This is a genomic window from Peribacillus sp. FSL K6-5616, assembly GCF_038008245.1.
In the GTDB taxonomy this organism is placed as follows: domain Bacteria; phylum Bacillota; class Bacilli; order Bacillales; family DSM-1321; genus Peribacillus; species Peribacillus frigoritolerans.
On sequence record NZ_JBBOYT010000001.1, the window covers coordinates 2,955,809 to 2,972,841 of the forward strand.

The following is a 17,033-nucleotide window of genomic DNA, read 5'->3' on the forward strand; positions in this document are numbered from 1 at the left end:
TTATACTCTCTATAATACCCTTATTCTGCTCAGTTACTCTTCATTTAAATGAAATCGCAAGAACGTCAGAAGTCTGACCTCTCTACATTGTAAACGATTACCATGATGGAGACAAATAATATATTTCGGAATGAAACAAAGTGCCATAAGATGTGCGTTAGAATCATCAGCATCCCTTATAGCCGTCTTGCCGACACAGAAAAAAGGCTGCTCCTTCAACTGCCTCGCAGTTAAATTCACAACCTTTCTATCAGTCTACTAATCCTTTAAGCTCGCGGATGGAATTTTGAATAGACATCCTTGATCCGTACGTTCGTAATATGTGTATAAATTTGAGTTGTCGAAATATCCGCATGGCCAAGCATTTCTTGGACGGCACGTAAATCAGCCCCATTCATCAATAGATGTGTCGCGAAAGAATGTCTCAGTGTATGCGGTGTAATTTCTTTTTCAATTTGTGCCGATTTTACAAGTTTTTTTAGAATCTTCCAGAATCCCTGCCTTGTCAGCCTGTTTCCATGATGATTCAAAAAAAGTGAATCTGTCCTGTGCTTCGGGCTGGTCATTTTCCCCCGGGAACTTTCCATATAATGTTCAATCGCACCCAATGCAGTTTGTCCAATCGGAATGATCCTCTCTTTATTTCCTTTCCCTACACAACGGACAAAACCCATCGATGCATGGACATCACTCACATCCATGGATATCAACTCACTGACACGCATACCCGTCGCATACATCAGTTCGAGCATTGCCTTATCGCGTAATCCGAATTCATCCATTTTCTTCGGGGCTTCCAATAGTGCTTCAACCTCTTCCATGCTTAATACCTTTGGAAGGCTTCGTTCCGGTTTTGGCGTTTCTATATGTATGGACGGATCCTGATTTGTTATTCTTTCCCTTAGAAGAAATTGATGAAAAGAACGAATGGAAGCTATATGACGCGCCACCGTCTTCGATGATTTCCCTTGATCCTTTAACCGCACGAGAAAATGCAGGATGTTCACCCGTCGTGAATCATTCCAATCTTCAATGGTTTCAACATCTTTCAGAAAGCTCCAATATGATCTTAAGTCACGCTCATACGAGACGAGCGTATTCTTGGCAAGTCCTTTTTCAATGGTTAAAAAATGAATGAAATCCCTAATTTGATTCTCCATATTCATTACTCCCCGTTTAAATAAAACAACATTAGGCGTTCAAGCCATGCATCATCACCCGTATCAACAGCCTTCGATACTTTTACAGCCATGCCTTTCGGTTCATCATAACGATGATAACTTTGATATTCCTGATTTAACCATACCATTCCTATATAAAAAAGAACAGTGAAGCTAACAAAGAGAATCATCACTTTAGCCGTGTGCAAAATAAGCGATAATGATGTTTTCATCCTTTCCCCTCCCATTCGACCCTTTGTATCAATCTATGCCCAACAGGACAAGTTTTATACGTGTTTCGGAAAGGAGAAAACAAAAACAGCTCTTACTTGAGAAAACCAGCTATTAAAATGCAGAAAACCTTCTCCATTAAATGGAAAAGGTCCGACTTCATTCACCTTAATTTTCTTCTTTGTCATGACATCGATGACAAATGCCATGAAAGGTTAATCTATGGTCTTTTATCTTGAAGTTCCAGTCGCGTTCCACAATGTCTTCTACGTCTTCAAGTAGGTCTTCCTGGATCTCATCTACCGCACCACATTCCACACAAACAAGATGATGATGGAAATGCGCAGCTCCTTCTTGTCTTAAATCATAACGGGAAACCCCGTCTCCAAAGTTAATTTTATCTACTATTTTCAATTCAGTCAGCAACTCTAGCGTACGGTAAACTGTTGCCAATCCAATTTCCGGCGACTTTTCTTTGACAAGGAGGTAAACGTCTTCTGCGCTTAAATGATCCTCTTCATGCTCAAGTAAAACGCGGACGGTCGCTTCTCGCTGAGGCGTTAATTTGTAGCTGGACGAGTGTAACTGCTTTTTTATCCTATCAATTCTGTTTTCTATTTCCATACCTAATATTCCCTCCCGCGCCGCTATCTTATCCATTATATCAAAAGAGGGAAAACTGTCAAAATAGATTTCTTGTTAATGATAAAAAAATTTGCGGGAACGGTATATTTCCATCAATGACCCAATAAACTTACGACATTTTTCATTAAAGAAGGGGATAGGTACGCTTCAAATACAGCAGCCGTAATCAAGAATAACCCCGACAAAACCAATGAGAAAATATACCGTGAAATTATCGGCTTCAGCGGTTCACGAACCTGCTTAAGGAAAATCCGGCTGATCATTTTCATGGATAGTGAAACGGCAAGGACGGTTATTACGATGAATATCGGGACGATGAATATATTTTGGGGCAGAATAGCGACAAACGATAATAAGAACCCGCTCCATCCCATTTGATTGACTAAAAAGCCGACCGTGAATCCAACGACCATCCCTTTTATAAATAACAAAACCAGGATGACAGGCAAACCGATGACCGATATTCCGAGAATCCAGATGACCCCGATATATTTTATATTATGCATAATACTTTGGCTGAACATATCATGCGAAGATGCAAATTCACCTTTGGATACTTGTCCGAAAAATTGCGATAAATAATAGAACAAGTCTTCCTTTTGGGTAAAGCTCAAACTATTCACCAATATTGCCCCAAAAATGACACCCATCAAAAAAAGCACAGTGATAAAGACATATAATGAGGAATGTTCGTTAATATGTTTCATTACGGCATTTTGTACGACAGATTTTTTTTTCATCTTTCATCCTCCCAACTCCGCTTACTAGAATCTATGTTTTCACTCTTTCATTTATGCTAAGAAAACTTTCCCCTTCAGCCGAACACATTGAACCCAATTTATGTTATAATTTTCCACATCAATGAGATGGAGGCAGGATATGAAAGCTATATTAATGGATTTTCCCGAAAAAATTGAAACACCTCGATTATATCTAAGACCTTGTCAGCCTGGCGATGGCCCGGACCTTTACGAAGCCATTGTCCATTCTAAACCTGAATTGAAACAGTGGCTGCCGTTTGCCCATCAAGATGTTTCATTGGAAACTTCTGAACAGAACGTCCTTAAGGCCTTTGCGGACTTTATTTTAAAAGAGGATATAAGACTCCATATTTATAGGAAAGAAGACGATCAATTCATCGGTTCCACTGGTCTGCACCGAATCAACTGGGATATTCCTAAATTCGAAATTGGCTATTGGATTGATACGAGATTCAGTAAACTGGGCTACATAACGGAGACAGTGGAAAAGTTAACTAAATTCGCCTTTTACCATTACGGTGCAAAACGGGTCGAAATCCGCTGTGATCCCAATAATATTGCCAGCAAACGGATTCCCGAGAAGCTGGGATTCACCCTTGAAGGAATTTTGCGTAATGACTGCCTTAGTGCAGACGGCATGGAAGTGCGGGACACCTCCATTTATGCAAAAACAACAAATTAAAAAAGTCCTGACAGATCTCATCTGTCAGGACTTTTTTCAGGATAATTCCTTTTTGACCTTTCCGTACTTTCCTCCGCCCCCCACTTCAAAAGAAAGCGTCCCTTTTCTGGCAGAATCGATGTAGACCGCCAATTTTTCAGGAACGATTTCCATTAGCTGTTCAAGCGTAACTTCATGAAGGATATTCATCTCTGTTCCAAATGCCACCAGCAGTTTTTCCATGGATTTAGGTCCGAGTCCCGGGATGAAGTCGAGTGGCACTTGATGGATATACGGCGGCCTTTCCTTTCCGTCTCTTCTGTCCATCCCGGAAACGGAGAGTTCTTCAATCCTGGCCGATACCCCTTTAATAATGGATTTATTACCACACTCAGGACATTGTTCACTATCCCTCAATACCTGATGTAAACACCCTGAACATACGGTTTGGTGATACTTTCCCAATAAGGGGTTCAATCCATAATTAACGGTCACCTTACGATTCCCTGTTTCTTTAAGGGCTTTTGCCAGCTCATTGAAACTTGGTTCTTCAAGCAGGACTTTTTGATATTCACGAGCGATTTTCCCAAGCGAATGCGCATCGGAATTTGTTACGAATACATAGGAGTCCAACTCCTCGATATCCTTGACCATTTCTGTATCTGAACTTAAACCAAGCTCGATGGCATCAATTAGCTCCGGATCGAATACTTCAGTCAGACTGGATCGCACCCCTTTTCCATATAAGCTTTTAAATGGGGTGAAAACATGTGCCGGGATAAAAAGGCCGCCCAGTGACTTCACGGTTTTTTGCAGCGTTCTTCCATCACAATAAATCCTTTGGGAGCTTAAGGTGATATTTTTAACATGTCCGCTCATCCATGAGGAGAATTCCTTCATCGCTTTTAAAGTGGGAAAATAGGCGAGGACATGGATCGGTCCATTACAATTATGATCATAAATTTCAATCTCCGAGCCCGGAATGATGGTTGTATTCTTATATTGAAGTCCGCCTTCAGTCTTTTCCGTGATTTCGCCATCAAGAATCCCCGCTTCGATCTCTTCGATAATTTCAGGAGAATGACAATCGATTATCCCGATTAGATCAAGGCCCTTCCTTTCACTTGCCACTTGCAGCACATTGCTGAAGGTTAACGTTTTAGCACCTGTTATTTTCACGGCCCTTCCGCTTCTCGTTCTGCCTATATGGATATGCAGGTCAGCGTAAAACTCTTTCATTTATGATGTCATCGCCTTTTTCAACTGCAGATACTGAACTGCATATGCCGTTTTGGCATCCTGGATCTTCCCTTCATCCATGTAAGTTTGAGCTTCCTCCAGCGTGAGTTCAAGCATTTCGACAAATTCATCTTCATCCAGCGGTGCCGCATTTTCTTTCTTTTTCAAATTGTGGGCCACATACAGGTGGACCAATTCATCGGCGAAACCTGGGGATGTATAGAAGGATATGATGTGCTCCATTTTTTCACATTCATAACCTGTCTCCTCTTCCAGCTCCCGTTTAGCCGACAGAACCGGTTCTTCGCCTTTTTCAAGCTTCCCTGCAGGAATTTCCACCAAGCTTCTCTCCAGCGCTTTACGGTACTGTTCAACCATGATGATTTTATTTTCTGACGTGAGAGCTATGACGGCAACCGCTCCCGGATGCTTGATTATTTCACGTTTACCCGTTTTCCCATCAGGAAGCTCTACATCATCCACTTGCAGGCTGATTACTTTTCCTGTGAAGATTTTTTTCGAAGACAGCGTTTTTTCTTCAAATTTTTTCATCGTGACCACTCCTCTGTTCTAATTGCAGCATGATTCCTCATACATTTTACCATAATAGAGATGGAGGGCGATTTAATGAAAGTTTACGTATTGGAAAAAAGCGTTACTTTATCCGGAAAGAGCTGGGAAATCCTTCAAAAACTAAAGCAATTACAAAATCAATATGTCTATGTCAATGATTGGATTGCCGACATTCACGATCAGGTGCCACCCACTCCTTTAAAACGGATCAAGTGAATTCTTTGAGTGAAATGGATTTCTCCTTTACAATGAATGTAAAGGGAGTGGATAACATGAAAAAACGCAGACTAGGAAATTCTGACTTGCTAGTTTCTGAAATCGGGCTTGGATGCATGTCATTGGGGACTGTTGAAAATCAGGCATCCGAAATCATACAGGCCGCTTTAGATGAAGGAATCAATTATTTTGATACGGCCGATTTATATGATTTCGGTATGAATGAAGAAATCGTCGGAAAGAATTTAAAATCGGTCCGCGATAAGGTATACATAGCCACCAAGGTCGGAAACCGCTGGAATGAAAATAAAGATTCCTGGAGCTGGGACCCATCCGGCGCTCATATTAAAACGGCAGTAAAAGATAGCTTAAAGCGATTGGGGACTGATTATATTGATCTTTATCAGTTACATGGCGGCACCATTTCAGACAATATCGAAGAAACGGTTGAAGCATTTGAAGATTTGAAAAAAGAAGGCTATATCCGATATTATGGAATTTCCTCGATTCGTCCGAATGTCATCAAGGAATTCACTGAAAAGTCTGAGCTTGATTCCGTGATGATGCAGTTTAATCTGCTCGACCGCCGCCCAGAAGAGTGGCTGTCCCTTTTGGCCAACAAACAAATCAGCATGATCGCCCGTGGCCCCCTTGCCAAAGGGCTGCTCAGTGAAAAAATGCTTAAAAAGGCAAATGAGGATGGATACCTTGACTATAGCTATCACGAACTTAAAGATTTGCTTCCGCAAATAAAGGACAAACTTTCCGATAGGAAGTTGAATGAAACGGCACTTCAATATGTATTGTCCCATCAAAGCGTAGCTACCGTTGTTCCAGGCGCAAGCTCAGTACAGCAGCTTCGTGATAACTGCCAAGCTGCCAACAGCCCTTCACTGTCCACCACCGAGTTGGATATCCTGAAGCGGTTGACCAAAGTGAACAAATATGAAAGTCACCGGAATTAAAAAAGAAATGTCAGGACAAACCTTTAGGCTGCCCTATCTCCGTTTAACCAACGGGATAGTCAGCCTTTTTCCGTTCCATCTTTTTTTCGCCTTCTTTACCAACTTCAAGTTTCCAATCATTCTAATTTAACGGTTTTAAACTTTTCATTGGACATCCCAAAACTAATATTGTACAATTCAGTTGTGCACAATTAAAAATAAAAAGATAAGGGAGAAAAAATGATGACAAAAACATTATTTACAACCTCTGTAACAGTCGATGGCGGAAGAGAAGGAACGGCAATTTCTGCTGACGGCAATTTCACGGTTGATATTGCGATGCCTGGAACACCTAGGGCTAAACAGATGCCTGAAGCATCTAATCCGGAACAGCTTTTTGCAGCTGGATATGCTGCATGTTTTGATAGCGCTTTGCAATCGGTTGGTAAAATCGAACGCGTTTCTTTCGATTCAAAAGTTACCGCAAGCGTCAGTCTATTGATGGGTGAGATGCATCAGTACAGCTTGGCTGTAACTTTGGCTGTGAAGGGATCCGGGGTCGACAAGGAGACATTCGAAACCCTTGTTCATAAAGCGCATCAAATGTGTCCTTATTCAAAAGCAATCAATGGCAATGTGGATGTCGCCTTTGAAATAGATGTAGACTAAATCCAATCAATAAAAAGACGCTTGGGGTTCCCAAGCGTCTTTTCTTCGCTAAAATTCCTGTAATGTTTTCAATAGTTGGAGCAGCGAAGCTTTTAAATCCTCAACCACCTTCTTATCCTCACCCGACATTGCCGAAATGCGATCGGGAATGAAACAGGCATCTTCCTGTAAACCAAGTCCCTTTTCCGTCAACTTAATCATGACAGACCGTTCATCTTCAGTGGAACGTTCACGGACAATCAAGCCATTCTGCTCCATTCGTTTCAACATGGGGGTAAGCGTTCCTGAGTCGAGGGCAAGGAGCTCCCCAAGTTTTTTTACTGTAAGTGTATCCTGTTCCCATAATAGAAGCAGAACAAGATATTGAGGATATGTCACTTCAAGTTTATCAAGCAGCGGTTTATATTTCTTCGTCATTTCCCGCGAACTTGCATAAAGCAGGAAACATAATTGGTCTTCCAGTACTTTTTCTATTTTATTTTGCATCCTATCACCAGCTAATAGTAGTCCATCCGATATGAAAGCATATCGAACTTATCTTTAATATAATCGTTATACTTTATAAAATAAAGGAATATCAGCAAGGAATAAATCTTCCTGAACAGAAAAAGGGAGCCAGCCCTTTTAAAATTTTAACTGCTCCCTGTTTTTATTTATAGTTCTTCCAGTTCAAATTGCTTTCACCCAATAGTTCTTCGAATGATTTATTCTTCTCCCGCCGCTTTCTTTCTTCACGTTTTTTTTCTTCTTCCGCTTCCCTTTTCTCTTGTTCAGCCTCATTAAGTTCTTTTTGCTTTTGACGAAGCTGGGACATGATATCTTGATTGATCATATCACCGAGTTTCAATGAAGATGAATCTTTATCTTGGTTTTTGCTTTGATTTTGTTTTCGCGGCTGTTTCTTTTTCATCCTTAAAACCTCCTGGCCATTTATGAAATTATTATATCACGACTGCCGTTTTCCTCATCATGGTTTTCAGACAGTGTTTTCCCATTTCCCTCATGGTAAAATAAAGAAAATCAATCGAGGAGGTCCTTTCATGAAGAAATGGTGGTTTACACTGGCTGGAATCCTAGCGTATATCATCGGCGTCGGCCTTTATTTTTCCAATCGGATCATGTACATGAAAAAGAAGGAAGATGATTTTATCCAGAATCGTGAAATCATGGCTAAACGCCTGATCACGGAGGATTTTGATAATCTGCCTAAATCGGAAATTTGGGTATCGTCACCATCCGGATATTCCTTGAAATGCTTGTTTATCGAACCGCATGACACCAAAAAGTGGGTGGTCATTTCTCATGGTGTGACGGAGAACAAAGTCAATTCGATTAAGTACATGAACATTTTTCTTAAGCGGGGCTTCAATGCGATCATTTATGACCACCGCCGGCATGGGGATTCCGGTGGCAAGACGAGCAGTTATGGACATTATGAAAAATTCGACCTGAAGGCCGTAATCGATGAATTGAAAAGACGCAAAGGGCCCGACCTTCATATTGGCATTCATGGAGAATCCATGGGGGCCGTAACCCTGCTTTTATATGCCGGAATGCTTGAAGATGGTGCTGATTTTTACATTGCCGACTGTCCATTTTCAAACTTCGAGGATCAGATCAAACACCAGCTCAAGCATGAAGTCCCATTTCCTTCTTGGACCGTATTTCCGCTCGGGCGTACGTTCATCAAACTCCGTGACGGATATTGGACCAATGAAGTGTCCCCAATAGATTATATGAAAAATATCCGAAAACCCGTGCTCTTCATCCATAGTGAAAATGACAGTTTCATTCCCGCTTCCATGACAGCGGAATTATATGCAGCAAAAGAGGGCCCAAAACAGCTGTACATCGCTAAAAAAGGGGCCCACGCTCAATCTTATAATGAAAATCCAAAAGAATATGAAGATCAAATCGATCAGTTTCTAAAACTTGTCTGAGAAGAAAAGAGAGGGTATCCACGATCCCCTCTTTTGCTTTTAGTTAGATTTTATTAAAAAAGCTCATCCTCGGATTTAAGATTTGATTCGGACTTTTTAATTGAAAGCTGTTCGCTTCCGCAACAAAGTCTATTTTCATGACTTCATCAAGAAAAATCATTTTTGATTTCTCAACATATAGCGGAATTCCGTTTGTTTCCACTTTTTCGGTACCTTCTTCAGGTTCGTTGACCCACCATAGCGCCGTCACACCACTTACCACGCAGCCGCAGCCATCAGTATCATATTTCAACTGTAAATATCCTTCTTGTCCCTGTACCTTACCGGCTATTTTCTCAGCCGCTGTTTCCGTCCATTCAATATACATGATTGCTGCCTCCCGATGTCTTTGCATTCCCCCATTATAAACGATAAAAACGTTTCTGTTAACGAAACTGCCTGCTTCCTTATGCCCTCACGGAAATCACTTTCCTCATGGACCGTTCTAACAAATGCCGATTCTCTTATGTCACGTCAGTCCTTTCATCACGATGCCGTTTCGAAAATGAAAGGCTGTCCCTTGGGGAACAGCCCTTCCGCTCATCATTCCATTATCCTTACATCCGCTATATCGGAAAGCCTGATATAGTGAGCCTGCTCAAACCGGTCAACGATATGGAGCTTTTGGGTGAGCTCATTATAATAATGGATCCTGCCGATTAACAGCTGATACCGGTTTCCTTCATAATGGGCAATCGTGACATCCTTTCTTTCCTCCATCGCTTCCCCCATTACCGCATTCATTTCTTCCAGCTGCTGCTCATCCAGGATGCGCTTCGTTTCATAGCCATCCTCCACCACCCAATCCCGGAGCATCTTCACATGTTCCGGCAACATCATCGATGTCCATTTGATACGGCCGCGATCACGAATCATTCTTTTCCCTCCTTTCAAAGTCAGCCTTACGCCTTATGCCCACCAAGCAGCTTGCTTCGGTATACGGCTGTACCTGCTTCTGTATACGAAACGGCACGCAATAACGATTTGGCTCCATATTTGTGGCGGATTCGATCAACCGTGTAACTCAATTCCCGCTTCTTCCAGCGCGAAGCATCAAATAAAGTCAGCTGCATTTCATTATCATCCACAATATTCGAGAGTCTGACCTCTATGCTTCGAACCGTTTTTTGCTTATAGTTCTCATGGAAAAGCTCCAGGCAAACTTTATATAACTCCATCGTGATGTTGGTCGGTTCATTAATCGAACGCGAACGATGGAAACCTCCGCCAAACTCATCCTTGCTGTAACCAATGCCTAGGCTCACCGTTCTTCCTGCCTTACGATGGGTGCGTGCCCTTCTTCCAACTTCTTCGCAAATTTCCAGCATGACCTGCTTTACCTCATGCTCATCCTTATAATCCCGCAGCAGGATTTGACTTTTGCCGAAGCTGACCTGCCCTTCGATGATCGCTGCCCCCATATCGGATAAATCTATTCCCCAGGCATGGTGGTAAAGCTGATTGCCCATAATTCCAAACTTCGCTTCAAGTAATTCAAGATCATAATTGGCAAGCTGCCCAACCGTAAATATACCCATTCCATGAAGGGTTTTTTCTACGCGCCTGCCGATCCCCCACATTTCACGAAGCGGGGAAATCGGCCAAAGTTTGCTTGGCACATCCTCATACTTCCATTCTGCAATCCCCTGATGTTTGGCTTCCAAATCAAGGCAAAGTTTTGCCATGAGCATGTTCGGTCCAATTCCAATGGCACAGGGGAGCTGTAATTCCCGTTCAATTTCATCTTTTATCTTTTCAGCTATCATGCGGGCATCTCCCCATAAAGAAGCGGCACCATCGACTTTCACAAAACTTTCGTCCACACTATATACGTGAATCGCTTCTTTTGGCACATAACGGTTGAACAAGCGGGTGATTTCCGTCGAAACCCTTAAATAAGTCGCCATTTTAGGTTCAACGACGACAATCCTCGGGTCATTCGGGATCTCAAACATCCGCGAACCTGTCTTGATGCCAAATTCCTTCTTCATCTTTGGAGAAGCCGCGAGCACAATGCTCCCTGTCCTCTTCAAATCACCAACCACCGCCAGATAACAATCAAGCGGGTCCAGACCAAGCATGACCGCTGAACAGCTTGCATAAAAACTTTTCATATCGATACACATAATTGATTGTTTCGGCATCGTCCCATAATCCATCATTTCTTCACCCTAACAAGAATATACGTTCGCTTTATTATATTCATAACTTTAACCGAATATACGTTCTTATTCAATGGAAGTTTTCATACAAATTTCTACTTTTTATTGTAATTTCCTTGAAAAATATAATAGATACTAAAAATGGATAAAATACCAAATTTAAACTTAGCATCCAGATTGTTTTTTTGAAAAAGATTAATTGGTAGCTTGAATAATTTTAAGTAGGTCCATATACTTAGTTTTTTAAAATCCCCCCACCCTTTTCAACAGGCTTTCGTCTACTTGGAATCCAGTCTTAATGCTCATTTTTTGTAATGAAAATGTAACCAAAATTATGTCTATTTGTCATAATGGTATTGTAGGATAATATTGTTAAGAAATAATAGAGAGATAGATAGAGAGGAAATGAAAATTATGAAGAAATGGATCGCTTCAGCTGCTGTTGCATCTGCCATGATGCTAACCCCACTGCAAGCCTTTGCCAATATTGGAGACCAAACCCTCAGACCCGGAATGACACATAGTGATGTCAAACAACTACAACAACTATTAAAAACCAAAGGTTATTTCACATATTCAGGTTCACTGACTACATATTACGGCACCTATTCTGTATCTGCAGTAAAAAAATTCCAAAAAGCCAAAGGGTTGACTGCTGACGGAATTGCCGGCCGTAACACATTTAATGCGCTTGGTGTTTATAATGTCAATAATACTAGCTTGATCAGCTATGCAAAAACCTTAATAGGCAAACCCTACAAATGGGGCGGAACAACACCAACTGGATTTGACTGCTCAGGCTTCGTCTATTACGTATTCCAGAAATCTCAAGGAATTACCTTACCGCGTACAACATCCTTGCTCTATTCCAATACAGGGTTAAAAGTATCTTCACCAGCTAAGGGTGATCTTGTATTCTTTGATACTTCTTCTGGAAGAACAGGAGTATCCCATGTTGGGATCTATATCGGAAATGGTCAATTCATTAGTGCTACGTCTTCCAAAGGAATAACCATTACGGATATGGATAATTCTTATTGGAAACCAAAATATTTAGGTGCGAAAACTTTATAAAATCCAGGACAAACAGCCGGACGGAATTCAAAGTGATTCAGTCCGGTTGTTTTATTTTATATATAATATTTCATCCGTTACATCCTCAACTGTCACAATGAATGAAGAATCCAAGTTGGAACGATTCATCATTTCGATATTATAAACATGCTCTGAGGGTAAATGGGCGACTTCGAGAACCATGAATCGCTGACTTTCCGCTTTGCTGACATGATCGAGAGCAGCAATGACCGCCCTTTGTTCGGCCAAGCTGCTTTCATCCGTCAAAACAAGAATCAATTCCGCTTCCGCTTTCCCAGGAAATGATTTCTTCACCCCGCCCCGGTGCCACGGTTTCACTTTCATCCCGATTTCCAGTTCGGAATAATCGAGGTCATTACCATGTTGATCTTGAATATATGTATCATTGGTCACCTTATAGTACGTCCCTTTAATCAAAATCCTCTTATCGTCAAGATCCGTAATGAAACCTTCTTCCCCCGATTGGATTCATCCATGTTCCAATCGGGGGATTGACAGCTGCCCAGAATAAAGGCGACGAATAAATATATATAAAGGTTTACAATCATCTTCATGAAAATCCCTCCTAATAGAAATGACGGATTCCCCATGAAACAGTTACCCATTCAAATGATAACTTCGGTTAATTCAAAAGGGGAATGTCATCGACATTCCCCTTTACCTATTATTGGACCATTTTTCATCTGGAATCGAAAGACTAGCCTACTTTTTGAAAAATGCTTTTTTTCCTAATGTTTCGGTGATCTTCGGAAACATGTTATACCATTTCCCAGCTAAATTCATCCAGCCAGGGAGATTGATTTCCCTCTTGTTGGTCAGCATCGCCGCTACGATTTTAGCAGCGACATCTCCAGGCTTAAGCATGAATTTTTCAACGTTCTTTAAGTATGTACCTGATTCATCCGCAATGTTAAAGAAATTCGTTTCTATAGGGCCAGGATTGACGGTGGTCACAAAAACATGATCTTCCATCAGTTCGAGCCGAAGTGCGTTTGAATAGCCAAGAACTGCGAACTTGGTAGAAGAGTACAATGTTGATTTAGGAGTGGCGATTTTACCGGCCTGTGAAGCGATATTGATGATATGCCCCGATTTTCTCTGCTTCATATACGGCAGAACCAGCTTTGTGCAGGCCATCAATCCAATGACGTTGACAGCAAACATTGCTTTCGTTTCATTTAATTCCGTATCCTGCGCTTCTTTAAACGTGCCGAAACCAGCATTGTTGACCAACACATCCACTTCACCTATTTGCTCATGGATGTCATTAAAAACATTTGTCACCTGATCCGTGTCTGCAACGTCAAGCTTATAGGCATATGCATCAATCCCATATTGGGTGATCAGTTCATTCTTCAGCAGCAGTAATTTATCCATGCTTCTGGCCAAGAGGACGAGACGGCCTCCCTGTTTTGCACTTTGAATGGCAACTTCCTTGCCAATCCCTCCGGAAGCACCGGTAATAACAATAACTTTACCTTGTAACTTATTCAAAAAAAGCGGCCTCCTTGCGAACATTAAGCGATTGAATACAGAATGACCCCTGATTGGATTTCTGTTTGGACTTCACCCAAGTCTTCTAAATAGTCCAGCTGACCGACCGTTTCCGAAAGTGTCAGGCCCACTTCCTGAAGGTATACTTTCGGAAACAGCTGCTGACACACTTCAAAGACAGATAAAGGCTTATCTTGAAGCATGCTTTTCACCTGCATGGCACGGTTATGCTGCCGCTCGAATCTATATTGAATCAAGTCTGCAACTGCATCTCCTGCCACTTCAGATCCATGTCCTGAGTAAACAGTGGATATGGGGAAATCCAATAATTTTTGAAGTGATGCATTATATTGCAGTAACGGACGAGGCCTCATGCCTCCAGGGAGTAAAGGTGGTTCCATTAATGGGTTAGGTGAAATCTTGGCAAGCAAGTGATCGCCAGCGATCATGATCCCGTCACTTTCCCGGTAAAAAGATAAATGGCTTTGCGCATGCCCTGGAGTCTCGATCACTTTCCAGCCTGGAAGACCAGGGAGCTCATCCCCCTCAGCCAAATATCCATGCAGCTTCCGTTCACTAAGGAAACGGATTTCGTCGCGGTTATGGATCAGTTTATTTTTCAGCTCTTCTGCCACTCCGAACTTTTTGGCGTAATCAAGGAAAAAACGATTATGGGTTTCAAGAAACTCATCACTGATAGTAAGCCAGCGCTGATTATTTTTGTGTCCATAAACCGGGATATCCTTTTCAAAGAAATCGAGTGCACCAGCATGATCGGGATGATGATGGGTTAAAATGATTTGTTCGATATCAGTCAGTTTCAGACCCAAATCCCCAAGACCGTTAGTCAAGGCTTCCTTTGAACGTTTTGTTTTCACGCCGGTATCGATTAATGTTAAAGCATCCCCTTTAACGACATAAACATTCACATCACCCACTGCAAACGGCGTGGGCAAAGCAATTTTCGCAATATCTCCATTCCAATTCGCCATAATCTTTTCCACCTTAGAAAATTATATTTATATAAATCTTTTTATACGCTAACCAGGATTCTAAGTATAGTTATCATGTATAATTACCATTTTACATGTATTTTTAATTACTGTCATTATTTTCACATAATTCATGTCTATTTTTTATCGTCCATGCATATATTATCATTGACAGAGTACTGATATATCCTTCATAATCACAAGTAATTAAAGACGGCATGGCTTTGATTAAGGCCAAGTAAATTATTGATGGCGTAAAGAGAGTGAAGCTCGGAATGTGCTGAAAGGCTTCATCGCCCCCTCATTATTGAACCTACCTTATGAGCCTTCAGGAAAACCTGACGTAATTCCCGCGTTAGAGGAATCAAGTGCAGCTTTTCTGTTTATTTATTATGGAAAAGTTGAACAAAGGTGGTACCACGGAAGCTAGACCTTTCGTCCTTTATTGGATGAGGGGTCTTTTTGTTTTTCATAAAGGCTCTTTCGTAAAGATTGTTGTTTTTAAACGAAACTATTTAAGGTTGATTGGAGCGGAAGTGCGAGACTCCTGCGGGAGCAGCGGGACAGGTGAGACCCCACAGGCGTTTACGCCGAGGAGGCTCACCGCCCGCCCCACGGAAAGCGAGCATCTGGAAGGGAAATCAACCACAACTCACTACCTGGTAAATAGCAACAAAGTATGTGAAAGCAGCCTTCATAAAATGGCCGAAAATTCAAAAGAAAAAGGAGCGGGAATTATGAAAAAAATCGCGTTTATCGGAGCTGGATCGATGGCAGAAGCAATCATTTCGGGGCTGGTGACCCAACAGGTAATTGAACCAGAAAATATTTTTGTAACAAATAAATCAAATGATGATCGGTTAGTTTATTTAAAGGACCAATATGGTGTAACTGCAACACGATCACTGCAGTTATTAGTAAAGGATGCAGACCTTGTCGTACTGGCGGTGAAACCGAAAGATATTTTAGAAACGATGCAATCGATAAAAGAATACATTCGTGAAGAAATGCTGTTCATTTCCGTTGTTGCCGGGGTTCATACAACAAGCTTGGAAGGAATCGCCAACAAGCGGTTTTCGATCGTCCGGGCCATGCCTAATACATCGGCAGCTGTAGGAAAATCAGCAACGGCCCTTGCGGCTAACTGTCATACGAAAGATTCGCAATTACAAACGGCGATTACCCTTTTTGAAACGGTGGGTACGGTGGCAGTGGTCGAAGAAACCCAGCTAGATGCGGTAACAGGCTTATCAGGCAGCGGTCCTGCTTATATTTATTACTTGGTCGAGGCATTGGAAAAATCAGCGGAAAAAATAGGGCTCGATTCCGAAACCGCTAAGCAATTGATTCTCCAGACATTGATGGGTGCAGCCGACATGTTACAGAAATCACCTAAAACGCCTGCCGTACTAAGAAAGGAAGTAACTTCACCAGGCGGAACGACTGAAGCAGGTCTGAAGGCTCTACAAGCACATCAAGTGGAAGATGCATTCATTGCCTGTGTACAAGAAGCGACAGAGCAATCGAAGCGAATGGGCAATCAAATAAGTAAAGAACTGGCCAAATATGTAGTTTCGCAGTAAGCCGCAGGATGATGATCGGCTGTTGCCTGCAGCAGTGGCAGGCAACAGCCCTTTTTATGATCCATACATCTTATAAAGGGTAAACCTTCTGAAGTGAACGTTACTTTATAATCAGCATATCATTTTCATCGAAACTCCAGTCCTTCGAATACGCAACCTCCCAATAGTAACCATCGGGGTCTGAAAAATATCCGCTGTATCCTCCCCAAAAAACACGCTGAGGTGATTTCTCGATTGTTCCCCCAGCCTTTTCAGCCTTGTTGATCACTTCATCCACTTCTTCAATTGATTTAGCATTATAAGCGAGCGTAAGACCCGGGAAACCATTTTTCTTAGGCGGTTCCATCTCATTAATGTCTTTTGCTAGCTCCTCTAAAGGATACAAAGCAAGTTTCGTACCGGCATTATTAAAAAAAACGATTGCGGGATCGTCCTCTTTAATCAATGTACGGAACCCCAACCCGTCCCGGTAAAACCTTAATGATTGAGTAATATCCCTGACACCTAAAGTTATAATGTTGATCCTGTTCATGCTAGTCCTCCTTTGCCATGTTTTAAGGGTAAATTCGACATCTGGATCACTTTTCCCTTTTTAGCTTGATTGACCATCGCCCACACGATAGCAAATG

Annotated in this window: 23 protein-coding genes; 7 read left to right on the forward strand and 16 right to left on the reverse strand. The window is 41.8% G+C overall.

Annotated features, from left to right (window positions below; genetic code table 11):
- Positions 1-266: 266 nt before the first annotated feature.
- The 4 genes from xerD to spoIIM all read right to left on the reverse strand — a co-directional run bounded on the left by xerD (position 267) and on the right by spoIIM (position 2,776).
- On the reverse strand, positions 267-1,160 hold the full coding sequence (gene xerD, locus MHB45_RS14105) for a site-specific tyrosine recombinase XerD (RefSeq protein WP_048680170.1): 894 nt from the start codon (positions 1,158-1,160) through the stop codon (positions 267-269).
- Between the two features lie 5 nt (positions 1,161-1,165).
- Positions 1,166-1,393, reverse strand: coding sequence for a YqzK family protein (locus MHB45_RS14110; protein WP_034308153.1), 228 nt, complete (start codon positions 1,391-1,393; stop codon positions 1,166-1,168).
- A 166-nt stretch (positions 1,394-1,559) separates the two neighbouring features.
- Positions 1,560-2,009: a ferric iron uptake transcriptional regulator gene (gene fur, locus MHB45_RS14115; protein ID WP_034311309.1), complete on the reverse strand. Its 450-nt coding sequence runs from the start codon at positions 2,007-2,009 to the stop codon at positions 1,560-1,562.
- 119 nt (positions 2,010-2,128) lie between these two features.
- Positions 2,129-2,776 (reverse strand): stage II sporulation protein M, encoded by a 648-nt coding sequence (gene spoIIM / locus MHB45_RS14120; protein ID WP_048680177.1) that lies wholly within the window; start codon positions 2,774-2,776, stop codon positions 2,129-2,131.
- Between the two features lie 139 nt (positions 2,777-2,915).
- Here spoIIM and MHB45_RS14125 point away from each other — a divergent pair, with 139 nt between their 5' ends.
- A complete protein-coding gene (locus tag MHB45_RS14125; RefSeq protein WP_048680179.1) occupies positions 2,916-3,479 on the forward strand; it encodes a GNAT family N-acetyltransferase in 564 nt (187 codons plus the stop codon).
- Positions 3,480-3,515: 36 nt separating this feature from the next.
- On the opposite strand, the gene MHB45_RS14130 is transcribed toward MHB45_RS14125, so the two are convergent.
- The gene (locus MHB45_RS14130; protein ID WP_048680180.1) at positions 3,516-4,697 is read right to left on the reverse strand and encodes an endonuclease Q family protein; all 1,182 of its coding nucleotides are present in this window, start codon (positions 4,695-4,697) and stop codon (positions 3,516-3,518) included.
- A complete protein-coding gene (locus MHB45_RS14135) occupies positions 4,698-5,249 on the reverse strand; it encodes an NUDIX hydrolase (RefSeq protein WP_048680183.1) in 552 nt (183 codons plus the stop codon).
- Between the two features lie 75 nt (positions 5,250-5,324).
- Between MHB45_RS14135 and mciZ the strand changes: the two genes are divergently transcribed.
- The 3 genes from mciZ to MHB45_RS14150 all read left to right on the forward strand — a co-directional run bounded on the left by mciZ (position 5,325) and on the right by MHB45_RS14150 (position 7,099).
- A complete protein-coding gene (gene mciZ / locus MHB45_RS14140; RefSeq protein WP_072273199.1) occupies positions 5,325-5,486 on the forward strand; it encodes a Z-ring formation inhibitor MciZ in 162 nt (53 codons plus the stop codon).
- 56 nt (positions 5,487-5,542) lie between these two features.
- Complete coding sequence (locus MHB45_RS14145; protein ID WP_253349590.1) at positions 5,543-6,451, forward strand: aldo/keto reductase; 909 nt, start codon at positions 5,543-5,545, stop codon at positions 6,449-6,451.
- A 222-nt stretch (positions 6,452-6,673) separates the two neighbouring features.
- Positions 6,674-7,099: an Ohr family peroxiredoxin gene (locus tag MHB45_RS14150; RefSeq protein ID WP_053535641.1), complete on the forward strand. Its 426-nt coding sequence runs from the start codon at positions 6,674-6,676 to the stop codon at positions 7,097-7,099.
- A gap of 48 nt (positions 7,100-7,147) precedes the next feature.
- Here MHB45_RS14150 and MHB45_RS14155 read toward each other — a convergent pair whose 3' ends face one another.
- Both MHB45_RS14155 and MHB45_RS14160 read right to left on the reverse strand, forming a co-directional pair.
- Positions 7,148-7,585, reverse strand: a complete 438-nt coding sequence (locus tag MHB45_RS14155) for a MarR family winged helix-turn-helix transcriptional regulator (RefSeq protein ID WP_034308170.1) — start codon at positions 7,583-7,585, stop codon at positions 7,148-7,150.
- A 163-nt stretch (positions 7,586-7,748) separates the two neighbouring features.
- On the reverse strand, positions 7,749-8,009 hold the full coding sequence (locus MHB45_RS14160) for a YqkE family protein (RefSeq protein WP_048680192.1): 261 nt from the start codon (positions 8,007-8,009) through the stop codon (positions 7,749-7,751).
- Positions 8,010-8,139: 130 nt separating this feature from the next.
- Here MHB45_RS14160 and MHB45_RS14165 point away from each other — a divergent pair, with 130 nt between their 5' ends.
- Positions 8,140-9,039, forward strand: coding sequence for an alpha/beta hydrolase (locus MHB45_RS14165; protein WP_055348374.1), 900 nt, complete (start codon positions 8,140-8,142; stop codon positions 9,037-9,039).
- Between the two features lie 43 nt (positions 9,040-9,082).
- Here MHB45_RS14165 and MHB45_RS14170 read toward each other — a convergent pair whose 3' ends face one another.
- From MHB45_RS14170 to MHB45_RS14180, 3 genes are all read right to left on the reverse strand, one after another.
- Positions 9,083-9,406: an iron-sulfur cluster biosynthesis family protein gene (locus MHB45_RS14170; protein WP_048680197.1), complete on the reverse strand. Its 324-nt coding sequence runs from the start codon at positions 9,404-9,406 to the stop codon at positions 9,083-9,085.
- A 215-nt stretch (positions 9,407-9,621) separates the two neighbouring features.
- The gene (locus MHB45_RS14175) at positions 9,622-9,954 is read right to left on the reverse strand and encodes a YolD-like family protein (protein ID WP_054400243.1); all 333 of its coding nucleotides are present in this window, start codon (positions 9,952-9,954) and stop codon (positions 9,622-9,624) included.
- Positions 9,955-9,980: 26 nt separating this feature from the next.
- Positions 9,981-11,240, reverse strand: coding sequence for a Y-family DNA polymerase (locus MHB45_RS14180; RefSeq protein WP_048680204.1), 1,260 nt, complete (start codon positions 11,238-11,240; stop codon positions 9,981-9,983).
- A gap of 414 nt (positions 11,241-11,654) precedes the next feature.
- Between MHB45_RS14180 and MHB45_RS14185 the strand changes: the two genes are divergently transcribed.
- A complete protein-coding gene (locus MHB45_RS14185) occupies positions 11,655-12,314 on the forward strand; it encodes a C40 family peptidase (RefSeq protein ID WP_034308187.1) in 660 nt (219 codons plus the stop codon).
- Positions 12,315-12,365: 51 nt separating this feature from the next.
- Here the strand turns inward: MHB45_RS14185 and MHB45_RS14190 are convergent, their stop codons facing one another.
- From MHB45_RS14190 to MHB45_RS14205, 4 genes are all read right to left on the reverse strand, one after another.
- Positions 12,366-12,728 (reverse strand): hypothetical protein, encoded by a 363-nt coding sequence (locus tag MHB45_RS14190; RefSeq protein ID WP_338565908.1) that lies wholly within the window; start codon positions 12,726-12,728, stop codon positions 12,366-12,368.
- 20 nt (positions 12,729-12,748) lie between these two features.
- Positions 12,749-12,889 (reverse strand): hypothetical protein, encoded by a 141-nt coding sequence (locus MHB45_RS14195; protein WP_153246096.1) that lies wholly within the window; start codon positions 12,887-12,889, stop codon positions 12,749-12,751.
- Positions 12,890-13,037: 148 nt separating this feature from the next.
- Positions 13,038-13,829 (reverse strand): SDR family NAD(P)-dependent oxidoreductase, encoded by a 792-nt coding sequence (locus MHB45_RS14200; protein WP_095678600.1) that lies wholly within the window; start codon positions 13,827-13,829, stop codon positions 13,038-13,040.
- 23 nt (positions 13,830-13,852) lie between these two features.
- Positions 13,853-14,821, reverse strand: coding sequence for an MBL fold metallo-hydrolase (locus MHB45_RS14205; protein WP_048680215.1), 969 nt, complete (start codon positions 14,819-14,821; stop codon positions 13,853-13,855).
- Between the two features lie 737 nt (positions 14,822-15,558).
- Here MHB45_RS14205 and proC point away from each other — a divergent pair.
- Positions 15,559-16,404, forward strand: a complete 846-nt coding sequence (gene proC, locus MHB45_RS14210) for a pyrroline-5-carboxylate reductase (RefSeq protein ID WP_338565911.1) — start codon at positions 15,559-15,561, stop codon at positions 16,402-16,404.
- A 100-nt stretch (positions 16,405-16,504) separates the two neighbouring features.
- Here the strand turns inward: proC and MHB45_RS14215 are convergent, their stop codons facing one another.
- Positions 16,505-16,936: a VOC family protein gene (locus tag MHB45_RS14215; protein ID WP_048678504.1), complete on the reverse strand. Its 432-nt coding sequence runs from the start codon at positions 16,934-16,936 to the stop codon at positions 16,505-16,507.
- Positions 16,937-17,033: the final 97 nt, after the last annotated feature.